This is a genomic window from Streptomyces krungchingensis (genome assembly GCF_054729265.1).
The window spans coordinates 7182663-7204729 of sequence record NZ_JBPUKY010000001.1 but is presented as its reverse complement, the minus strand read 5'-3'; the positions used below and the strand labels follow the sequence as shown (position 1 = coordinate 7204729).

13 protein-coding genes and 1 pseudogene are annotated in these 22067 nt (G+C 70.6%); 9 read left to right on the top strand and 5 right to left on the bottom strand.

Annotated elements, in window-relative coordinates; all coding sequences use genetic code 11:
* Window positions 1-26: 26 nt before the first annotated feature.
* From ACSYGO_RS31680 to ACSYGO_RS31670, 3 genes are all read left to right on the top strand, one after another.
* A complete protein-coding gene (locus tag ACSYGO_RS31680; protein WP_426677856.1) occupies window positions 27-2063 on the top strand; it encodes a M4 family metallopeptidase in 2037 nt (678 codons plus the stop codon).
* 319 nt (window positions 2064-2382) lie between these two features.
* Entirely contained in the window at window positions 2383-4044 is a 1662-nt protein-coding gene (locus ACSYGO_RS31675; RefSeq protein ID WP_460388528.1) for a M4 family metallopeptidase, read from the top strand.
* A gap of 91 nt (window positions 4045-4135) precedes the next feature.
* Window positions 4136-4636, top strand: coding sequence for a DUF1990 family protein (locus tag ACSYGO_RS31670; protein ID WP_432172522.1), 501 nt, complete (start codon window positions 4136-4138; stop codon window positions 4634-4636).
* 12 nt (window positions 4637-4648) lie between these two features.
* Here the strand turns inward: ACSYGO_RS31670 and ACSYGO_RS31665 are convergent, their stop codons facing one another.
* Window positions 4649-7267, bottom strand: coding sequence for a glycosyltransferase family 1 protein (locus ACSYGO_RS31665; RefSeq protein WP_426682790.1), 2619 nt, complete (start codon window positions 7265-7267; stop codon window positions 4649-4651).
* 369 nt (window positions 7268-7636) lie between these two features.
* Between ACSYGO_RS31665 and ACSYGO_RS31660 the strand changes: the two genes are divergently transcribed.
* The 5 genes from ACSYGO_RS31660 to glgB all read left to right on the top strand — a co-directional run bounded on the left by ACSYGO_RS31660 (window position 7637) and on the right by glgB (window position 17260).
* A complete protein-coding gene (locus ACSYGO_RS31660) occupies window positions 7637-8842 on the top strand; it encodes a S8 family peptidase (RefSeq protein ID WP_460388527.1) in 1206 nt (401 codons plus the stop codon).
* Window positions 8843-9056: 214 nt separating this feature from the next.
* Entirely contained in the window at window positions 9057-11369 is a 2313-nt protein-coding gene (locus ACSYGO_RS31655; protein ID WP_460388525.1) for an alpha-1,4-glucan--maltose-1-phosphate maltosyltransferase, read from the top strand.
* Window positions 11366-13066: a maltose alpha-D-glucosyltransferase gene (gene treS, locus ACSYGO_RS31650; protein ID WP_460388523.1), complete on the top strand. Its 1701-nt coding sequence runs from the start codon at window positions 11366-11368 to the stop codon at window positions 13064-13066. Before ACSYGO_RS31655 ends, treS begins: the two co-directional genes overlap by 4 nt.
* An 84-nt stretch (window positions 13067-13150) precedes the next feature.
* Entirely contained in the window at window positions 13151-14578 is a 1428-nt protein-coding gene (locus ACSYGO_RS31645; protein WP_426682151.1) for a maltokinase N-terminal cap-like domain-containing protein, read from the top strand.
* 87 nt (window positions 14579-14665) lie between these two features.
* Entirely contained in the window at window positions 14666-17260 is a 2595-nt protein-coding gene (glgB, locus tag ACSYGO_RS31640) for a 1,4-alpha-glucan branching enzyme (RefSeq protein WP_460388522.1), read from the top strand.
* Between the two features lie 15 nt (window positions 17261-17275).
* Here glgB and ACSYGO_RS31635 read toward each other — a convergent pair whose 3' ends face one another.
* Entirely contained in the window at window positions 17276-18496 is a 1221-nt protein-coding gene (locus ACSYGO_RS31635; protein ID WP_460388520.1) for an RNA-guided endonuclease InsQ/TnpB family protein, read from the bottom strand.
* 14 nt (window positions 18497-18510) lie between these two features.
* Here ACSYGO_RS31635 and ACSYGO_RS31630 point away from each other — a divergent pair.
* Window positions 18511-18621 (top strand): annotated as a pseudogene (locus ACSYGO_RS31630) (IS200/IS605 family transposase); the annotation flags it as partial.
* 152 nt (window positions 18622-18773) lie between these two features.
* Here ACSYGO_RS31630 and ACSYGO_RS31625 read toward each other — a convergent pair.
* From ACSYGO_RS31625 to ACSYGO_RS31615, 3 genes are all read right to left on the bottom strand, one after another.
* Window positions 18774-21101, bottom strand: coding sequence for a HelD family protein (locus ACSYGO_RS31625; RefSeq protein ID WP_460389788.1), 2328 nt, complete (start codon window positions 21099-21101; stop codon window positions 18774-18776).
* A gap of 144 nt (window positions 21102-21245) precedes the next feature.
* Window positions 21246-21578: a thioredoxin gene (gene trxA, locus ACSYGO_RS31620; RefSeq protein WP_432176166.1), complete on the bottom strand. Its 333-nt coding sequence runs from the start codon at window positions 21576-21578 to the stop codon at window positions 21246-21248.
* A complete protein-coding gene (locus ACSYGO_RS31615; protein ID WP_460388518.1) occupies window positions 21575-22003 on the bottom strand; it encodes a MerR family transcriptional regulator in 429 nt (142 codons plus the stop codon). The genes trxA and ACSYGO_RS31615 overlap by 4 nt, the downstream gene beginning before the upstream one ends.
* Between the last annotated feature and the right edge of the window lie 64 nt (window positions 22004-22067).

Genomic DNA, 22067 nt, shown 5'->3' with positions numbered 1-22067 from the left:
CCGCGGCCACGCAGAAGGAGTCAGTGTTGAGTAGCAGTTCCTCCCACAGACGCACCTCCCACATCACCAAGCGCCGTGTCGCCGGCGTCGCCCTCGTGGGCGTCTCCGCCCTGCTGGCCGCGGCCGTCCAGTCCGGCGCCGCGAGCGCCGCACCGGCCAAGGCGCCCTCGGGCAAAATCAACCCGGGTGCCGTCGCCATGAAGCTCACGCCCTCGCAGCGCGCCGAGCTGATACGCGACGCCGACTCGGCCAAGGCGGACACGGCCAAGGACCTCGGCCTCGGCGCCAAGGAGCGCCTCGTCGCCCGTGACGTCATCAAGGACCACGACGGCACCGTCCACACCCGCTACGAGCGGACGTACGACGGGCTTCCGGTCCTCGGCGGCGACCTGGTCGTCGACACCGCCAAGTCCGGGAAGACCGGGCACGTGTACAAGGCGACCAAGGCCGCCATCAAGGTCGCCACGGTCGAGCCGGCCGTCGCCGCGGCCGCGGCGGAGAAGCAGGCGCTGTCCGCCGCCAAGGCCGCCGGGTCGAAGAAGACCGACGCCGACCGGGCACCCCGCAAGGTGATCTGGGCCGCCACCGGCAAGCCCGTCCTCGCCTACGAGACCGTCGTCGGCGGCCTCCAGGACGACGGCACCCCCAACGAACTGCACGTCATCACCGATGCCGCCACCGGCAAGAAGCTCTACGAGTACCAGGGCATCAAGAACGGCATCGGCAACACCCAGTACAGCGGCCAGGTGACCCTGACGACCACCCAGTCGGGTTCCACCTTCACGCTGAACGACGGCGCGCGCGGCAACCACAAGACGTACAACCTCAACCGCGGCACCTCCGGCACCGGCACGCTGTTCTCGCAGACGAACGACACCTGGGGCAACGGCACCACGTCGAACGCCGCGACGGCCGGCGCCGACGCGCACTACGGTGCCGCGGAGACCTGGGACTTCTACAAGAACACCTTCGGCCGTTCCGGCATCAAGAACAACGGCGTGGGAGCGTACTCGCGCGTCCACTACGGCAACGCGTACGTCAACGCGTTCTGGGACGACGGCTGCTTCTGCATGACGTACGGCGACGGCTCCGGCAACGCGGACCCGCTGACCTCGCTGGACGTGGCCGGCCACGAGATGAGCCACGGTGTCACCTCCAACACCGCCGGCCTCAACTACAGCGGCGAGTCCGGCGGCCTGAACGAGGCGACCTCCGACATCTTCGGCACGGGCGTCGAGTTCTACGCCAACAACAGCAGCGACGTCGGTGACTACCTCATCGGCGAGAAGATCGACATCAACGGCGACGGCACCCCGCTGCGCTACATGGACAAGCCGAGCAAGGACGGCGCCTCCAAGGACTCCTGGTACTCCGGTGTCGGCAACGTCGACGTGCACTACTCGTCCGGAGTCGCCAACCACTTCTTCTACCTGCTGAGCGAGGGCAGCGGCGCCAAGGTCATCAACGGCGTCAGCTACAACTCGCCGACGTCGGACGGCCTTCCGGTCACCGGCATCGGCCGCGACAAGGCGCTGCAGATCTGGTACCGGGCGCTCACCACGAAGTTCACCTCGACCACCAACTACGCGGCGGCCCGCACCGGCACGCTCGCGGCGGCGGGCGAGCTGTACGGCACCACGAGCGCCGAGTACACGGCCGTGCAGAACGCCTGGGCGGCCGTGAACGTGGGCTCGCGTCCCGGCGGTGGCGGCGGTACGTCGTTCGAGAACACCGCCGACGTATCAATTCCGGACAACGGCGCGGCGGTCACGTCGTCGATCACGGTCACCGGCCGTACCGGCAACGCGCCGTCGAACCTCGCGGTGAGCGTCGACATCGTGCACACCTGGCGCGGTGACCTCGTCATCGACCTGGTGGCCCCGGACGGGTCGACGTACCGCCTGAAGAACTTCAGCTCGTCCGACTCGGCGGACAACGTGAACGCGACCTACACGGTCAACGCGTCCTCCGAAGTCGCCAACGGCACCTGGAAGTTGAAGGTCCAGGACCAGGCGGCGCAGGACGTCGGCTACATCAACAGCTGGAAGCTGACGTTCCCGTAGACCGCACCGCGCTCCCCCGGAGCGCGTCGCGGTGACGCACAGGACAGGGCGCCGTCCCGGAGGTTCAACTCCCCGGGGCGGCGCCCTCTTTGCCCGTCCAGGGGTTTGGTTTGACTCCTCTTTGAAGGAGATCGACTCCACTCGGGAGCACCTCGGTGTTCACCCAATGGTCGACTTTCGGCCAAGGTCTTTAGGGCCTCCTGACATGTACGCGCCCCAGATGGCACGCTTCCACCGCACGGCTCACCCGCACCGCAACTTCACATCGCCCGTCCGGCCACCCCAAAGCCGCCCGGGCGCCCCCACAGAAGGAGCTTGCGTGACCCCCCTCTACGCGCGTCACAAGCGCACCACTCTGGCCATCGCCACCGCCGTCGCGGCCGGAGCACTGCTCGCCACCGGTATGACCACCGGTGCCGCCGCCCAGAACGCGGCGACCCCTGCCGGCGCGACCACCCTCGCCGGCGCCCCCGTCCAGCTCTCCGCCCCCGCGCGGACCGCCCTGATCCAGAAGGCCGACGCCGCCAAGGCGGAGACGGCCCAGGAGATAGGCCTCGGCGCCAAGGAGAAGCTGGTCGTCAGAGACGTCGTCAAGGACGCCGACGGCACCGTCCACACCCGCTACGAGCGCACCTACGACGGACTTCCGGTCCTCGGCGGAGACCTGGTCGTCCACCAGTCGAAGTCCGGCAAGGCCGAGGGCGTGACCAAGGCCACCAAGGCGGCCATCAAGGTCGCCTCGCTGAAGCCGGCGGTCACCACCGCGAAGGCCGAGAAGCAGGCGCTCACCGCCGCCAAGGCCGCGGGCTCGGAGAAGACCGCGGCCGACCGGGCGCCCCGCAAGGTGATCTGGGCCGCCACCGGCAAGCCCGTCCTCGCCTACGAGACCGTCGTCGGCGGCCTCCAGGACGACGGCACCCCCAACGAGCTGCACGTCATCACCGACGCCGCAACCGGCAAGAAGCTCTACGAGTACCAGGGCATCGAGACCGGCACCGGCAAGAGCCTCTACTCGGGCACCGTCACGCTCAACACCACGAAGTCGGGCTCGACGTACCAGCTGACCGACGGCACCCGCGGCGGCCACAAGACCTACAACAAGGCGCACGGCACCAGCTCCTCGGCCGGCACCCTGTTCACCGACGCGGACGACACCTGGGGCACCGGCTCGGCCTCCAGCTCCACCGCCGACCAGACCGCGGCCGTCGACGCCGCGTACGGCGCGCAGGTGACGTGGGACTTCTACAAGAACACCTTCGGCCGCAGCGGCATCAAGAACAACGGCGTGGCCGCGTACTCCCGCGTCCACTACGGGAACCAGTACGTCAACGCGTTCTGGGACGACAGCTGCTTCTGCATGACGTACGGCGACGGCTCCGGGAACACCCACCCGCTGACCTCGCTGGACGTGGCGGGCCACGAGATGAGCCACGGTGTCACCTCCAACACCGCGGGCCTCAACTACAGCGGTGAGTCCGGCGGCCTGAACGAGGCGACCTCCGACATCTTCGGCACCGGCGTCGAGTTCTACGCGGCGAACTCCTCCGACGTGGGCGACTACCTCATCGGCGAGAAGATCAACATCAACGGCGACGGCACCCCGCTGCGCTACATGGACAAGCCCAGCAAGGACGGCGGCTCCGCCGACTCGTGGTCCTCGGGTGTCGGCAACCTGGACGTGCACTACTCGTCGGGTGTCGCCAACCACTTCTTCTACCTCCTCTCGGAGGGCAGCGGCGCCAAGACGATCAACGGGGTCAGCTACAACTCCCCGACGTCCAACGGCACCACGGTCACCGGCATCGGCCGGGCCAAGGCGCTGCAGATCTGGTACAAGGCGCTGACGACCTACATGACGTCGACGACCAAGTACTCGGGCGCCCGCACCGCCACGCTCTCCGCGGCATCGGCCCTGTACGGCTCCACCAGCACGGAGTACAAGGCGGTCGCCGCGGCCTGGTCCGCGGTCAACGTGAACTAGTCCACGGCGTGCGGCGCGAGCCGCGCGGCCCGCTGGACGAGGCGGCACCCGGAGCGAGGGCTGCTCCGGGTGCCGCCTTACTCTGTCCCCCATGCCCTACACGTACGAGGACGTGGGCGCGACCCGCGAGGACCGCTGCCCGCCGGGCTTCCACCGACTGCACGTGCGCGCCCGGATAGGTGAGGGCGAGGCCGTCTTCCGCCGCGCCTCCGAAGCCCTGATGACCTGGGAGATGCACCGCGCCCTCGGCGTCGGCATCACCTCCGACGCGGACAAGGCGGCTCCCGGCGTCGACGTGACCGTCGGCCTCGGCCCCATCAAGGCCCCCTGCCGTGTGGTCTGGACGGCCGAGGAGCACCGGCGCACCGCCTGGGCCTACGGCACGCTGTCCGGCCATCCCGAGTGCGGTGAGGAGGCGTTCGCCGTCGACCGTACCGGCGACGGGACCGTCTGGCTGACGATCACCGCCTTCAGCCGTCCGGCCAAGTGGTACGCCCGCGCGGGCGGACCGGCGACGCGGGGGCTCCAGCACGCCTACGCCCAGAGGTGCGGCAAGGTGCTGCGCCGCCTGTGCGCGGGCCTGGACGAGTGAAGCCCCCGGTGCTCACCGCATGAGCAGACCTGCTCCCTCCCCGGTCTCCTCGGAGGGCACCGTCACCAGGCCCAGTTCCGCACTGGACGCGAGCAACCGGTGCGCGGGCAGGATGCGGACCGTGTAGCCGAAGGGACCCGTGCGGTCCGGGGACAGCGGCCCCTCGTAGACCCAGCGCCCGTCCAGGTCGGGTCCGCCCGCGGGTTTCAGCGGCACGCACATCGCGTCCGCGATGCGGTCCTCCGTGTCGACGCGGCCGGCCACGGCCTGGACCTCGACGTCGTCGGGGACGAGATCGCCGAGTCCGACGCGGACGCGCAGCGAGAGCGTGGTGCCCAGTTCGGCGGTCGTGGTGGCGGCCGAGGCCTCCACGTGGTCGACGGTGACCTGCGGCCAGGCGGACCGGACGCGGGACTTCCAGTCCGCCAGCTCACGGGCGGTGTCCGGGGTGAGCGCGCGGTGCGCGCGCGCCGCCGGCGTGTACAGCCGCTCCACGTACTCGCGCACCATCCGGCCGGCGAGCACCTTCGGCCCGAGGTGGGTCAGCGTCCTGCGGACCATCTCGATCCAGCGGTCGGGCAGCCCGTCCCGGCCACGCTCGTAGAAGCGGGGTGCCACGCGCTGTTCGAGGAGGTCGTAGAGGGCCGCGGCCTCCAGGTCGTCCCGGCGGTCGTCGTCGGTCGCCGTGCCGTCCGCGGTCGGGATCGCCCAGCCGAAGTCGGGCTGGAACCACTCGTCCCACCAGCCGTCCAGGACGGACAGGTTGAGACAGCCGTTGAGAGCCGCCTTCATGCCGCTCGTGCCGCACGCCTCCAGCGGACGCAGCGGGTTGTTCAGCCAGATGTCGCAGCCCGGGTACAGCTTCTGCGCCATCGCCATGCCGTAGTCCGGGAGGAAGACGATCCGGTGGCGCACCCGCGGGTCGTCGGCGAACCGGACCAGCTCCTGGACCAGGCGCTTGCCGCCGTCGTCCGCGGGGTGGGCCTTGCCCGCGACGACGATCTGCACCGGACGTTCGGCGTGCAGGAGGAGGTCCATGAGACGGTCGCGGTCGCGCAGCATGAGGGTCAGCCGCTTGTACGACGGGACACGGCGCGCGAAGCCGATCGTCAGGACGTCCGGGTCCAGTACGCCGTCGATCCAGCCGAGTTCGGCCGTGCCCGCGCCGCGCTGGCGCCAGGACGCGTAGAGGCGCTCGCGCACCTCCACGACCAGCTGCTCGCGCAGGACCCGCCGCAGGTCCCAGATCTCCTGGTCCTCGATCTCGGCCACCGCGTCCCAGCGGTCCGAGCCGCCGACGGTCAGCGCGTCCTCGGTGCGCCTGCCGCCGATCTGCCGGGTGCCCAGCCGGAACACCTCGGGCGCCACCCATGTCGGTGCGTGCACGCCGTTGGTGACGGAGGTGATCGGGACCTCCTCGGGGTCGAAGCCCGGCCACAGGCCCGCGAACATCTCCCGGCTGACCTGGCCGTGCAGCAGGGAGACGCCGTTCGCGCGCTGGCCGAGCCGCAGCCCCATCACGGCCATGTTGAAGAGGTTCGGCTCGCCTCCCGGGTAGGTCTCCATGCCGAGGGCCAGGACGCGTTCGACGTCGATGCGCGGGAGTTCCGCGTCGGGGCCGAAGTGGTGGGCCACCAGCTCGCGGTCGAAGCGGTCGATCCCCGCCGGGACGGGGGTGTGCGTGGTGAAGACGGTGCCCGCCCTGACCGCTTCCAGGGCGGCCTCGAAGTCGAGGCCCCCGTCGGTGAGTTCGGCGATCCGCTCCAGGCCGAGGAAGCCCGCGTGGCCCTCGTTCGTGTGGAACACCTCGGGCGGGGCGTGACCGGTGAGCCGGCAGTACGTCCGTACCGCGCGCACACCTCCTATGCCGAGGAGCATCTCCTGGAGCAGACGGTGTTCGCTGCCGCCGCCGTACAGCCGGTCGGTCACGCCGCGCTCGCCGACGTCGTTCTCCTCGACGTCGGAGTCGAGCATCAGCAGGGGGACGCGGCCCACCTGTGCCAGCCAGATACGGGCCCGCAGCGCCCGGCCGCCGGGCAGGGCCAGGGAGACCTGGGCGAGGGTGCCGTCGGGTTCGCGCAGCGGCACCAGGGGAAGTTCGTTCGGGTCGAGGACCGGATAGTGCTCCTGCTGCCAGCCGTCGCGGGACAGGGACTGGCGGAAGTAGCCGTGCCGGTAGAGCAGCCCGACGCCGATCAGCGGGACGCCCAGGTCGCTGGCCGCCTTGAGGTGGTCGCCGGCGAGGATGCCGAGGCCGCCGGAGTACTGCGGCAGCGCGGCGGTGATGCCGAACTCGGGCGAGAAATAGGCGATGGCGGAGGGGAGTTCGGAGACCTGCTGCTGGTACCAGCGGTCGCCGGTCACGTACTCGCGCAGGTCGTCGGCGACCGTCGCGAGCCGGTTCAGGAAGCCCTCGTCCTGGGTGAGCTGCGCCAGCCGGGCCGGCGGCACGCTGCCGAGCAGGCGTACGGGGTCGCCGTCGGAGGCCGCCCAGCGCTCCGGGTCGACGGACTGGAACAGGTCACGGGTCTCGGCATGCCAGGACCAGCGGAGATTGCGCGCCAGGTCACTGAGCGGGTGAAGGGCTTCGGGAAGTACGGGACGTACGGTGAATCTGCGGATCGCCTTCACAGGCTGCACCTCTTTGCGCCTGGACCGGCGCCGCTGGCGCGGGCCGGTCGATCGCGGTCGGGGTACCTCAATTACGGGTGGTGCCGAGTGGTCCCTCGGAAGACCACTCCCGACGGTACCGGCCACGGCGCCGCCACCTCTACGGCGCCTCGAAGGCCGCCCCCGAACGGGCGTACTGCGTGACATCGGCGGAAACTCGCCGCAACCTTCACGTGCACTCCACGGCCGATATGGCCGATTCCGCCCGCCTGGGCGGCCTTGTGGCGCTTCACACCGCACGAGAGGCTCGCCACGTGGCGTACGGCCGGGCCTGGCCCACACCGGCCGGTCCGGCCTCCGTACGCCGAGTTGAGGAGGGGAACTCAAGCCATGGCACGGACGAGAAAGAGGCGTCTGCGCTGGGCGGCGGGTCTCACCGCGGTCACGACGGCCGCGGTGCTTTCGGCCATCGCCCCACCCGCGCACGCCGCCCCGCAGGGCCGGATACTCGGGGCCGGCGCACCCGGCTCCGTCAGCGGCAGCTACATCGTGACGCTCAAGGGGGGAACGAAGGCTCCGTCGTCGGCGGGAAAGGACATCGCCGCGAAGTACGGAGCGAGAATCAGCCAGACCTACGGCACGGCCCTCAACGGTTTCGCCGTGCGGGTCGGCGAGGAGCAGGCCCGGCGGCTCGCGGCGGACTCCCGCGTCGCCTCGGTCGCGCAGGACACCCGGGTGGCGCTCGACCACGTCCAGAAGAACCCGCCCTCGTGGGGCCTGGACCGGATCGACCAGCGCAACCTGCCGCTCGACAAGAGCTACACCTGGCCCGAGTCGGCGGGTGCCGGCGCGACGGCGTACGTCATCGACACGGGCATCCGGATCACGCACAAGGACTTCGGCGGCCGGGCAAGCTACGGCTGGGACTTCGTGGACGACGACCGCACGGCGAAGGACGGCAACGGCCACGGCACGCACGTCGCCGGAACCGTCGTGGGCACCAGGTACGGCGTCGCCAAGAAGGCGAAGGTCGTCGCGGTCCGCGTCCTCGACAACAACGGGGCGGGCACCACCGCGCAGGTGATCGCCGGCATCGACTGGGTGACCCGGCACGCGAAGAAGCCGGCCGTCGCCAACCTCAGTCTGGGCGGCTACGCGAACGCCCAACTGGACGCCGCCGTACGCAACTCCATCGCCTCCGGCGTCACCTACGCGGTCGCGGCGGGCAACGACGGACTCCCGGCCGGTCTGTACTCCCCGGCCCGGGTCGGCCAGGCCCTCACGGTCGGCGCGAGCGACCGCAACGACGCACGGGCCGGTTTCTCGAACACCGGTTCTGCGCTGGACCTGTTCGCCCCGGGCGTGGCGATCACCTCGGCCTCGTACGCGAGCGACACGGGCACGGCGACCTTCTCCGGCACGTCCATGGCGAGCCCGCACGTAGCGGGCGCGGCGGCCCTGTACCTGGCCGGCCACAAGAAGGCCACCCCGGCGCAAGTATCCAAAGCACTGGTGAAACAGGCCGTTCCGGGAAGGATTTCGGGCGCCGGTCTCGGTTCACCGAACAAACTCCTGCACGTCGATCGAGCCTGGTAGGACCGTGACAGGACCCCGGTGACACGGCCGCACGGGACCGGCCTCGCCCGCACGGGACGAGGCCGGTCTTGTGCGTAGACATACGCGTGAGTAGTTAACAAAGTGCCGGAATGCGCACCCGCATAGGGTGGGAAGGCTCCTCCGGTACACCCCGCAGGCCCCACCTCCCCACACCCTCATCCGCCCACCCACGTTGACGCGGACAGGAGCGGTCATGCCCGCAACGCACCAGACGTCGCCACCCCCGACGAGCACTCCCGGCGCATCCGGACCAGGCAGGCCCGGCGCCGGTTCCCGCACCACGGAGAAACCCGCCACCGCGGCCGAGGACGGTTCGCCCGTCGCGGAGAACCCCGCCGCCCCCGCCGAGGGCATGTCCCGCACCGCGGAGAAACCCCCCGCCCCTGCCGAGGGCACTTCCCGCACCGCGGAGAAACCCCCCGCCCGCAGCGCCGCCCTCGCGGCAGAACCCGCCGTCGCCGACGACGGGACGGCCGACACGTCCCGACCGACCGTCGGGCGCATCCCCGTCCTCGACGTCCGGCCGCTCGTCCACCAGGGACGACGGCCCGCGAAGGCGGTCGTCGGCGAGGCGTTCGAGATCTCGGCCACGGTCTTCCGCGAGGGCCACGACGCGGTCGCCGCCAACGTCGTCCTGCGCGATCCGGACGGACACGCCGGCCCCTGGGCCCCGATGCGCGAACTGGCCCCCGGCACCGACCGCTGGGGCGCCACCGTGACCGCCGGGCAGGAGGGCCGCTGGACGTACACGGTGGAGGCGTGGAGCGACCCCGTCACCACCTGGCGCCACCACGCGGGCATCAAGATCCCGGCCGGGATGGACACGGAACTGGTCCTGGAGGAGGGCGCGCGCCTGTACGAGCGGGCCGCCGCACAGGTGCCGAAGAGCAAGGGCCGCCGGGACACGCTGCTGCGCGCCGTCGACGCGTTGCGCGACGTGGACCGCCCCGCCGCGGCCCGCCTCGCCGCCGCGCTCACCCCGGAGGTGGACGCGGTCCTGGCCCGCCGCCCGCTGCGCGAACTCGTGTCGTCGTCCGAGCCGTTGCCGCTGCTGGTGGAGCGTGAGCGCGCCCTGTACGGGTCGTGGTACGAGTTCTTCCCGCGGTCGGAGAGCGGCCGGTCGGGGAGCGACCCGTCGGCCCCGGCCGTGCACGGCACCTTCCGTACGGCCGCCGAGCGGCTGCCCGCGATCGCCGCGATGGGTTTCGACGTCGTCTACCTCCCGCCGATCCACCCGATCGGCAGCACCTTCCGCAAGGGCCCGAACAACACCCTGTCCGCGGGCCCCGGCGACGTGGGGGTGCCCTGGGCGATCGGCTCGCCGGAGGGCGGGCACGACGCCGTGCACCCGGACCTGGGCACCATCGACGACTTCGACGCCTTCGTGCGCCGCGCCGGCCGGGAGGGTCTGGAGGTCGCGCTCGACTTCGCACTGCAGTGCTCGCCCGACCATCCGTGGGTGCACAAGCACCCGGAGTGGTTCCACCACCGCCCCGACGGCACGATCGCGTACGCCGAGAACCCGCCGAAGAAGTACCAGGACATCTACCCGATCGCCTTCGACAAGGACATGCCGGGGCTGGTCGCCGAGACCGTGCGCGTCCTGCGGTACTGGATGGACCACGGCGTCCGGATCTTCCGCGTCGACAACCCGCACACCAAGCCGGTGGTGTTCTGGGAACAGGTCATCGCCGACATCAACCGCACGGACCCCGACGTGATCTTCCTGGCCGAGGCGTTCACCCGGCCCGCCATGATGCGTACGCTCGCGGCCGTCGGCTTCCAGCAGTCGTACACGTACTTCACCTGGCGCAACACCAAGCAGGAGCTGACCGAGTACCTGACCGAGCTGTCGGGCGAGGCGGCGTCCTACATGCGGCCCAACTTCTTCGTGAACACCCCGGACATCCTGCACGAGTTCCTCCAGCGCGGCGGCCGTCCGGCCTTCGAGCTGCGGGCCGTGCTCGCCGCCACCCTCTCCCCCACCTGGGGCATCTACAGCGGGTTCGAACTGTGCGAGAACACCCCGCTGCGGGCCGGCAGCGAGGAGTACATGGACTCCGAGAAGTACCAACTGCGACCCCGTGACTGGGAGTCCGCGGAGCGAAACGGACATAGCATCGCACCATTGGTGCGCGCGCTCAACGCGGTCAGGCGGCGCAGTCCCGCGCTGCGTCAGTTGCGCGATCTCCACTTCCACCACGCGGACCAGGATGCGGTGATCGCCTTCTCGAAGTCCGCCGTGGACGCACGCGGTTCGAACACGGTTGTGGTGGTGGTCAACCTCGATCCCCGCCACACCCAGGAGGCCACGGTCTCGTTGGACATGCCGCGACTCGGCCTGGACTGGCACGAGACCGTGCCGGTGCGCGACGAGCTCACCGGCGAGACCTACCACTGGGGCAGGGCCAACTATGTGCGTCTGGAACCCGGGCATAGCCCCGCGCACATCCTCACCGTCCTGCGACCGTCCTCACCGCAGATCGGAGGGTCACCCACAACATGATCGTCAACGAGCCCGTCCCGGACACGTTCGAGGACACTCCGGCCAAGGACCGCGACCCCGACTGGTTCAAACGCGCCGTCTTCTACGAGGTCCTGGTCCGCTCCTTCCAGGACAGCAACGGTGACGGTGTCGGCGACCTCAAGGGCCTGACCGCCAAACTCGACTACCTGCAATGGCTCGGCATCGACTGCCTGTGGCTGCCCCCGTTCTTCAAGTCACCCCTGCGCGACGGCGGCTACGACGTCTCCGACTACACCGCCGTCCTGCCCGAGTTCGGCGACCTCGCCGACTTCGTCGAGTTCGTCGACGCCGCCCACCAGCGCGGCATGCGCGTCATCATCGACTTCGTCATGAACCACACCAGCGACCAGCACCCGTGGTTCCAGGAGTCCCGCACCAACCCCGACGGCCCCTACGGCGACTACTACGTCTGGGCCGACGACGACAAGCAGTACCAGGACGCCCGCATCATCTTCGTCGACACCGAAGCCTCCAACTGGACCTTCGACCCCGTCCGCAAGCAGTACTACTGGCACCGCTTCTTCTCCCACCAACCCGACCTCAACTACGAGAACCCGGCCGTGCAGGAGGAGATCATCTCCGCGCTGCGGTTCTGGCTGGATCTGGGGATCGACGGGTTCCGGCTGGACGCGGTGCCGTACCTGTACCAGGTCGAGGGAACGAACTGCGAAAACCTTCCGGCAACGCACGAGTTCCTCAAGCGGGTCCGCAAGGAGATCGACACGCACTACCCGGACACGGTGCTGCTGGCGGAGGCGAACCAGTGGCCCGAGGACGTCGTCGACTACTTCGGCGACTTCCCCTCCGGCGGCGACGAGTGCCACATGGCCTTCCACTTCCCCGTCATGCCCCGCATCTTCATGGCCGTCCGCCGCGAGTCCCGCTACCCCGTCTCCGAGATCCTCGCCAAGACCCCCGCCATCCCCTCCAACTGCCAATGGGGCATCTTCCTGCGCAACCACGACGAGCTCACCCTCGAAATGGTCACCGACGAGGAACGCGACTACATGTACGCGGAATACGCCAAGGACCCGCGCATGCGCGCCAACATCGGCATCCGCCGCCGCCTGGCCCCCCTCCTCGACAACGACCGCAACCAGATCGAACTCTTCACCGCCCTGCTGCTCTCCCTGCCCGGCTCCCCGATCCTCTACTACGGCGACGAGATCGGCATGGGCGACAACATCTGGCTCGGCGACCGCGACGCCGTACGCACCCCCATGCAATGGACCCCCGACCGCAACGCGGGCTTCTCCTCCTGCGACCCCGGCCGCCTCTTCCTCCCCACGATCATGGACCCCGTCTACGGCTACCAGGTCACCAACGTCGAGGCCTCCATGTCCTCGCCGTCCTCCCTGCTCCACTGGACCCGCCGCATGATCGAGATCCGCAAACAGAACAAGGCCTTCGGACTCGGCACCTACACCGAACTGCCCTCCTCCAACCCCGCCGTCCTCGCCTTCCTCCGCGAAGCCGACGACGACCTCGTCCTGTGCGTCCACAACTTCTCCCGCTTCGCCCAGCCCACCGAACTCGACCTGCGCGAGTTCAACGGACGCCACCCCGTCGAACTCATCGGCGGCGTGCGATTCCCGGCCATCGGAGAACTCCCCTACTTGCTCACCCTCGCCGGACACGGCTTCTACTGGTTCCGGCTCCGCAAGGACGCCCTCTAGGACCCGGGCGGCGGGGCGGTTTCCCCCGCCCCGCCCTGGGCACGCATCAGTAACACCCCGACTCCGGGGAAAGGACGCGACGCCATGTCGGAAGCCGCAACCCACTCTGCAACGGCCCCCGTCGCACGCCCCGAGCTCCTCGCGTCCCTCGATCCACTGCTGCGGGAGTGGCTGCCGCGGCAGCGCTGGTTCGCGGGCAAGGGGCGTCCGGTGACCGGATTCTCGCTGGTCTCGGCGGTGGAACTGCTGCCGCCCGGGGCGAAGGCGGGCCTGCTCCACCTTCTCTTACGCGCACATCAGCCGTTCACTCCGGCGCAGGGTGCCGCCCCGCAGCCGGGCGACTGCTACCAACTGCTCATCGGTGTCCGGGAGGCGCTGCCGCCGCGGCTCGCGCCCGCGCTGATCGGGCATCCGGACGGGGGGCCGCTGGCCGGGCGCACCGTGTACGAGGCGCTGTACGACCCGCGCCCCGCCGGGCTGCTGCTGGAAGCGCTGCGCAGCCGGGCCCGGGTCGGCGAGCTCCGCTTCGAGCGCGACACGCGCCAGGAGATCCGCAGGGATCTGGTGCCCCGCCTGATGACGGCGGAGCAGTCCAACTCGTCGATCGTCTACGGAGATACGTTCATTCTCAAGCTGTTGCGCCGGATCGTGCCGGGCACCAATCCCGATCTGGAACTGCCGCTGGCGCTGTCCCGGGCGGGCTGCGCGCGCGTACCGGCCCCCGCGGCGTGGATGCTCGCGGACCTGGGCGAACAGACGTCCGTCCTCGGTGTGCTCCAGCCGTTCGTCCAGGGCGCGTCGGACGGCTGGGAGCTGGCGCTGCGCGAACTGGCCAAGGGCGAGGACTTCGCCGGCGAGGCGCGTGCGCTGGGCCGGGCCACCGCCGAGGTGCACACGGCGCTCGCCCGTACGCTGCCCACGGTGACGCTGGGCCGCGCGCAGATGGAGCTGCTCGTCGACGGCATGACCGAGCGTCTGGAGGCGGCGGCGCAGGCGGTGCCCGCCCTGCGTCCGTACGCGCCCGGCCTGCTCACCGCGTTCGAGGCGCTGGCCGATCTGGCCGGCGAGGGACACACCTGGACCGCGCAGCGCATCCACGGCGATCTGCACCTGGGGCAGTGTCTGCGCTCCCCCACCGGGGAGTGGTCGCTGATCGACTTCGAGGGCGAGCCGTCGAAGCCGCTCGCCGAGCGCCGGATGCCGCAGCCCGTGGCGCGTGACATCGCGGGCATGCTCCGTTCGTTCGACTACGCCGCCCACTCGGTCCCCGGTGCCCCGGGCGCCACCGGTGCGCCCGCCTCCCTGATACCCGGCTGGGCCGACGCCTGCCGCGCCGCGTACTGCACCGGCTACGCGGAGGCCGCCGGCGTCGACCCGCGCACCGACCCCGTCCTGCTGCGGGCGTACGAGACGGAGAAGGCGGTCTACGAAGTGCTGTACGAGGCCCGGCACCGGCCCGACTGGCTGCCGGTGCCGATGGCGGCGGTGCGCCGGCTGGCCGCGTCGCCCTGAACCCCGCTCCTCCCTTCGAACTCCCCTGGTTCCTTCGATCCACCTGGTCCCGCGATGTCACCCGATCCTGCCGAGGAGGCCCTGCCCGTGACGCCCCGCCCTCCGTCCGACGACAGTCCGAAGAAGACCGGCGCGAAGAAGTCCGGCGCGAAGAAGTCGGCTGCCGCCAAGAAGACGGCGGCCGGCCCGACGGCGGCCGGGAAGACCCCCAAGGATTCCGGGGCGGCGAAGGGGGCTGCGGGGGCTGCCGGGCCGGCCGCGGCCAGGGACGCGAAGGGGAAGACCGCGGCCGGGAAGGGCGCGGCCGAGGCGGCGGCCGGGAAGTCCGCCGCGGGCAAGGCGCCGAAGGCCGCGAAGACGCGGAAGTCCACGAGCTCCGCGAAGGTCCCGAGGCAGCTTCCCCGCCCGGAGGGGACCGCGGCCCCGGCACCGGTCCCGGAACCGGCCCGCATCCCGGAGCAGGCGCCGGGACCCGTCGCCGACCCCGTGCCCTTCTTCCCGGGCGTCGGCCCCGGCGACCGGGAGCGGCTGCTCGACGGCACCCACCACGATCCGCACGGCGTGCTCGGAGCCCATCCGGTGCCGGACGGCGTGGCCTTCCGCGTCTTCCGCCCGTACGCGCTCGGGGTCACCGTCGTGACGGACCGGCTGCGCGCCGAACTGCAGGACGACGGGGACGGGTTCTTCTCCGGACTGCTGCCGCTGCGTGACGTCCCCGCGTCGTACCGGCTGCTCGTGGCGTACGAGGAGACGGTCCAGGAGACCGAGGACGCGTACCGTTTCCTGCCCGCGCTGGGCGAACTCGACCTGCACCTGATCGGCGAGGGCCGGCACGAGGAGCTGTGGCGGGCCCTGGGCGCGGAGCCGATGGTCCACCAGGGCGTGACCGGCACGCGGTTCACCGTGTGGGCACCCAACGCGCGCGGGGTGCGTCTCGCCGCCGGTTTCAACTTCTGGGACGGCACGGGTCATCCGATGCGGTCGCTCGGCTCCTCCGGGGTGTGGGAGCTGTTCGTGCCCGCGATCGGCGAGGGCGAGCTCTACAAGTTCGAGATCACTCGCCCGGACGGGACGCGCACGCTGCGCGCGGACCCGATGGCCCGGCGCACCGAGACACCGCCCCGTACCTCGTCGATCGTCCACGCGTCCCATCACGAGTGGCGGGACGCGGAGTGGATGTCGCGCAGGGGGCTGCGGGCGACGCACGAGGCGCCGTTCTCCGTGTACGAGGTGCACCTGCCGTCCTGGCGCCCCGGTCTCACCTACCGCCAGCTCGCCGAGCAGCTCCCCGCCTACGTGTCGGACCTGGGCTTCACGCATGTGGAACTGATGCCGGTGGCGGAGCATCCCTTCGGCGGGTCGTGGGGCTATCAGGTGACCGGTTTCTACGCCCCCACCGCACGGCTGGGCACGCCCGACGACTTCAAGTACCTCGTCGACGCCCTGCACCGGGCCGGCATCGGCGTCCTGATGGACTGGGTGCCCGCGCACTTCCCCCGCGACGACTGGGCCCTCGCCGAATTCGACGGGCGTCCGCTGTACGAGCACGCCGACCCGCTGCGTGCCGCCCACCCCGACTGGGGCACCCTCGAGTTCGACTACGGGCGGCACGAGGTCCGCAACTTCCTCGTCGCCAACGCCGTGTACTGGTGCGAGGAGTTCCACATCGACGGCCTGCGCGTCGACGCGGTCGCCTCCATGCTCTACCTCGACTACTCCCGCGAGCCCGGGCAGTGGGTCCCCAACGAGCACGGCGGACGCGAGAACCTGGACGCGGTCGCCTTCCTCCAGGAGATGAACGCCACCGTCTACCGCCGCAACCCCGGCGTCGTCACCATCGCCGAGGAGTCCACGGCCTGGGACGGTGTCACCCGCGCCACCCACCACAACGGTCCGGGCGGATTCGGCGGGCTGGGCTTCGGGCTGAAGTGGAACATGGGCTGGATGCACGACTCGCTGGGCTATGTGGCCCACGATCCGGTCCACCGCAGGTACCACCACGACGAGATGACCTTCTCGATGGTGTACGCCTACAGCGAGAACTACGTCCTGCCCATCTCGCACGACGAGGTCGTCCACGGCAAGGGCTCACTGGTCTCCAAGATGCCCGGAGACTGGTGGCAGCAGCGGGCCACCGTGCGCGCCTACCTCGGCTTCATGTGGGCCCACCCCGGCAAGCAACTCCTCTTCATGGGGCAGGAGTTCGCCCAGGGTGCCGAATGGTCCGAGGCACACGGCCCCGACTGGTGGCTGCTCGATCCCGCCTATCCCGCCGAACCCGACCACCGCGGTGTCCGCGACCTCGTCCGCGAGCTGAACGCGGTCTACCGCCGCGAGCCCGCGCTGTGGCAGCGCGACACCGAGCCCTCCGGGTTCAGCTGGATCGCCGGAGACGCCGCCGAGGACAATGTGCTCGCCTTCCTGCGGTACGACGCCGACGGCACCCCCCTGCTCGCCGTCTCGCACTTCTCCCCCGTCGTGCGGCACGGCTACCGCATCGGCGTCCCCGAGGACGTTCCCGCCTGGCACGAAGTCCTCAACACCGACGCCGGCCGCTACGGCGGCAGCGATGTCCTGAACCCCGACCCCGTCAAACCCGAACCCCACCCGGCGCACGGCCGCCCGGCCGGCATCCGGCTGACCCTGCCCCCGCTCGCCACGATCTGGCTCCGGCCCGCTTGACTTCCGCTCCCCGGCCTAAAGGCCGGGGATCCCTACCACGGTCGGTTGACCGTCTCGGTGGGTTCCTGCTTCATCGCGCTGTGCCGGTACACGTACCGGTCTTACCTGCGCTCGACAGGCTGACACCGCCAGTCCGGCGGCCTTGGCGACGTTCACTGCCGCGTTGATGTCCCGGTCGAGGACGGCCCCGCACTCCTGGCACTGCCAGAAGCGGATGTGGAGGGGTTTGGGGCCGTCCTTGACACCGCACACGCAGCAGACCTGAGAGGTCGGCTCGAACCGTCCGATGCGGTGGAAGGTGCGCCCGTACCGGGCGGCCTTGTACTCCAGCATCGTGACGAACGCGGACCAGCCGGCGTCATGCACGGACCTGGCCAGGCGCGTACGCGCGAGTCCCTTGACCGCCAGGTCCTCAACAGCAACCGCTTGGTTCTCGCGGATGATCTTCGTTGAGAGCTGGTAGTGGAACTCGCGCCGCGCGTCGGCCACCTGCGCATGAGCGCGGGCGACCTTGATCCGCGCCTTGGCACGGTTGTGGGAGCCCTTGGCCTTGCGAGACAGGCGGCGCTGTTCCCGCTTGAGCTTCTTCTCCGCCCGGCGCAGAAAGCGCGGGGATTCGATCTTCGTGCCGTCCGAGAGGATCGCGAAGTGGGTCAGGCCGAGATCGATGCCGACCACGTCGTCCGTCCCGGGCAGCGTCTCATCCAGCCCGGTCTCCACCACGAATGAGGCGAAGTACCTGCCGGCTGCGTCCTTGACCACGGTCACCGTGGACGGGACCGAGGGCAAAGAACGGGACCACTTCACCCGGACATCGCCGATCTTCGGCAACGACAGATCCCCGCCGGTCGTGATCTTCCAGCGGGCGTTGGCGGTGAACCGTACGGCCTGCCGGTTGTCCTTGCGGGACTTGAACCGGGGCGCACCCATGCGCGGGCGCTTGCCCCTCAGGCCGTCGAAGAAGTTCCGGTACGCGGTGTCCAGGTCCCGCAGGGACTGCTGGAGGATTACGGCGGACACGTCGGCCAGCCATGCCCGCTCGGGGGTGCGTTTGGCCTGGGTGATCAGCAGCTTCGACAGGTCCCCGGTCCTGGGAAATGCCCCACCTGCGGCACGGGCGGTCTCACGAACCCGCAGCGCGTCGTTGTAGACCACCCGCGCACACCCGAACGCCCGGGCCAGTGCGGAGCGCTGAGGACCGTTCGGGTACAGGCGGAAGCTGTACCTCAACTGCATGCCCATCACCGTAGCCCGAACTGGTCCGGCACTACTGGCGGGCACAGCGTCTATGGTCCGGCTCCCACTTCGCCGGATCGGTCGGCGGCGCTCCGCTGTCGACCGTCCGTCAGCACATCGAATAGCAGAGTCGTCCGCTCTGAACTGCGGGTTAGAGCACTTCTCAGAATCGCTTCACCACCGCCCTAAAGGGAGGTGCACTGCGATTGGGCCCGGTAGCGGCATCGACCGCCGGACGGCCTGGTTCCGGCCGTCCGGCGCTCGACGACGCGGCCGCTCAGGCCGGTTCGGGTGCGCTCAGGGACCGGGGCAGCGTCCCCGTGTGGAGCACGCCCAGCGACTGGGTGGCGCGGGTCAGCGCGACGTACAGGTCGCTCGTGCCGTACGACGCCGGGTCGACCACGAGCACGGAATCGAACTCCAGCCCCTTGGCCTGCCGCGGATCGAGCAGCACCACGTCCCGTGTCAGGTCGGGCTCGGCCCCCGCGGTGACCCCGTCCAGCCGCTCGGCCAGCGCGCCGTGCAACGGGCGCGGCGCGATCACCGCGAGCCGCCCCTCGGCCGGGGTCAGTTCGGCCACCGCCTTGGCGACGGCTCCGGGCAGATCGGCGCCGGCGTCCCGCACCCAGGGCCGTTCCCCGGTCGACCGCACGGACCGCGGCGGCTCGAAGCCGGGCTGCTCGGCCCGGACCACGGACGCGGCGAGCTCCATGATCTCCGACGGGGTCCGGTAGTTGACGGCGAGACGCGTGTGCTCCCAGCGGTCCTCCACGTAGGGGGCCAGGATCTCCTCCCAGGAGCCCACCCCGGCCGACTCCGCGGTCTGTGCCGGGTCGCCGACGAGGGTCATCGACCGGGTGGGGCTGCGGCGCATCAGCAACCGCCAGGCCATCGGGCTCAGTTCCTGCGCCTCGTCGACGATGATGTGGCCGAAGGCCCAGGTCCGGTCGGCGGCGGCCCGCTCGGCGGCGCTGCGGTGGTCGTCCTCCTCGTGCCGTTCCGCCATCCGTTCGGCGTCGATGATGTCGTGCGCGGAGAGGATCTCGGAGTCCTCCTCGTGCTTGTCCTCGAACTCGTACGTCCGCGAGGCGTACGACACATCGAGCACGCCCTGCGCGTAGGCGACCTGGGTGCGGCGCTCCTGGTCGGCGAGGGCACGGGCGACGCGGTCGTCCTCGCCGAGCAGTTCGGCGGCCTCGTCGAGGAGGGGGACGTCCGCGGTGGTCCATTCCCGGGTGACGGGCCGGCGGACGGCGGCGGCGTCCTGTTCGCCGAGGTGGGTCTCGGGGGCGGCGAGGAAGTCCGCGACGACGCGCTGCGGTGTCAGCCGCGGCCACAGCTGGTCGACCGCGGACCAGACCTCGGGGTTCTCGGCCAGTTCGTCGCGGATCTGCGTGATGTCGCTGGGGTCGAGGAGGTTGGACCCGTCGAACGGGTCCGTGCCGATGCGTTCGGCGAGCATGTCGGTGAGGGTGTTGAGGATGTGGCCCTCGAAGTGCTCGCGCGCCACGTTGTGCGGCAGCCCGGCCTCGCGGGTGCGTTCGCGGGCGACCTGCACGAGGCCCGCGTCGAGCATCAGGACGTCCCGGTCGTGCTCGATCGCGATGACCGGGTCGGGCAGCGCCTGGCGGTCGCGGACGACGGCGGCGAGGACGTCGGCCATGTCGGCGCGGCCCTTCACGGCGGCGGCCTCGGGGGTGTCGCCGGCCGTGGCGTGGACACCGGGGAACAGTTCGCCGACGGTCGCGAGCAGGACGCCCGTCTCGCCGAGCGAGGGCAGCACCTCGCCGATGTAGCCGAGGAAGGCCGGGTTGGGGCCGACGATGAGGACGGCGCGTTTGGCCAGCAGCTCGCGGTGCTCGTAGAGGAGGTAGGCGGCGCGGTGCAGGGCCACGGCGGTCTTGCCGGTGCCGGGCCCGCCCTCGACGACGAGCACGCCCCGGTGCGGCGCGCGGATGATCCGGTCCTGCTCGGCCTGGATGGTCTGCACGATGTCGCTCATGCGGCCGGTACGGGCCGCGTTGAGCGCGGCGAGCAGTACGGCGTCGCCGGTGGGGTCCTCGTGTCCGGTGCGTTCGCGGTCGCCCAGGTCGAGGATCTCGTCGTGCAGGCCGGTGACCCGCCGGCCCTCGGTCGTGATGTGCCGACGGCGGCGCAGGCCCATCGGGGTGTGGCCGGTGGCCAGGTAGAAGGGGCGGGCGACCGGGGCCCGCCAGTCGATGAGGATCGGGGTGTGTTCGGTGTCGTCGGCGCGGATGCCGATGCGGCCGATGTGGTGGCTGACCCCTGACGGGGACTCCCCCTGCCCGGGCGAGGAGGAGGGGTCGGGGGCGAGGTCGATGCGGCCGAAGCAGAGCGATCCGTCGACGGCGTTCAGCGCGGCGAGCAGGCCGGAGCGCTCGGCGACCAGCACGTCCCGTTCGAGCCGGGCCTGCATGGGCGTGTTGCCCTGGGCGAGCGCGTCCTCGACGGACGCCTCGGTGACCCCGCGCAGGGCGTCCACGCGCGCGTACAGCCCGTCGATGAATTCCTGCTCTCTCCGCAATTCATCGTCGGGAAATTCTGTGTGTGAGCCCCTGTTTGACAATTCCGCTCCCGCCCGGATATACTGTGGCCAGTGAACTTCTCCGCGACTCAATTCTCCTGAAGTCGCGAACCATCGAATATACGCAAAGAAATCCCCCGAGCGCAATCGCCAGGGGGATTTCTCGTATATCTGCCCGGATGCGGGCTCGTTCGCCGGGTTCGGTCAGAGCACGTCGGCGAGCTCTTCCAGCAGCCGTCGCTTGGGCCGGGCGCCCACCATCGACTTCACCGGCTCCCCGCCGCGGAACACCATGAGCGTGGGCATCGAGAGCACGCCGTACGCGACGGTCGTCTCGGGGTTCCTGTCCACGTCCAGCTGGACGATCTTGATCCGGTCGCCCTCCTCGAAGGCGATGTCGCCGAGCACCGGGGCGAGCTGCCTGCACGGTCCGCACCAGTCGGCCGTGAACTCCACGAGCACGGGCAGGTCCGCCCCGATCACCTCCGCCTCGAAGTCCGCGTCCGTCACCTCGGCCACACCCGCCGCCTTGATCACCACGTCTGCCCTCCCAGTTCGCATTCCGGTTCCGGGCCGCCCGGAACCCGCGACTCGGCCGCCAGCTCGTCCCGCGCCTGCTCCGCCCGCACCAGCTGCCCGGCGACCTGCGCGCGCACCGACCGCAACTCCTCGATCAGCGTGTCGAGCTCACCGAGCTTGCGGCGGTAGACCGCGAGCGACGCGGGACACGAGTCGCCCTCGGGATGGCCGGCCCGCAGACACTCCACGAAGGGGCGCGTCTCCTCCAGGTCGAACCCGAAGTCCTGCAGCGTCCTGATCTGCCGCAGCAGCCGCAGGTCGTGCTCGTCGTAGGTGCGGTACCCGTTCTCGCCGCGCCGCGCGGGCAGCAGCCCCCGCGACTCGTAGTAGCGCAGGGTCCGGGTGGTCGTCCCGGCGCGTGCCGCCAGCTCGCCGATTCGCATGCCTGCGACGGTAGTCCTTGACGCCGACGTCAAGGCAAACCCTCCGGGCGCCGGACCGGCCCGT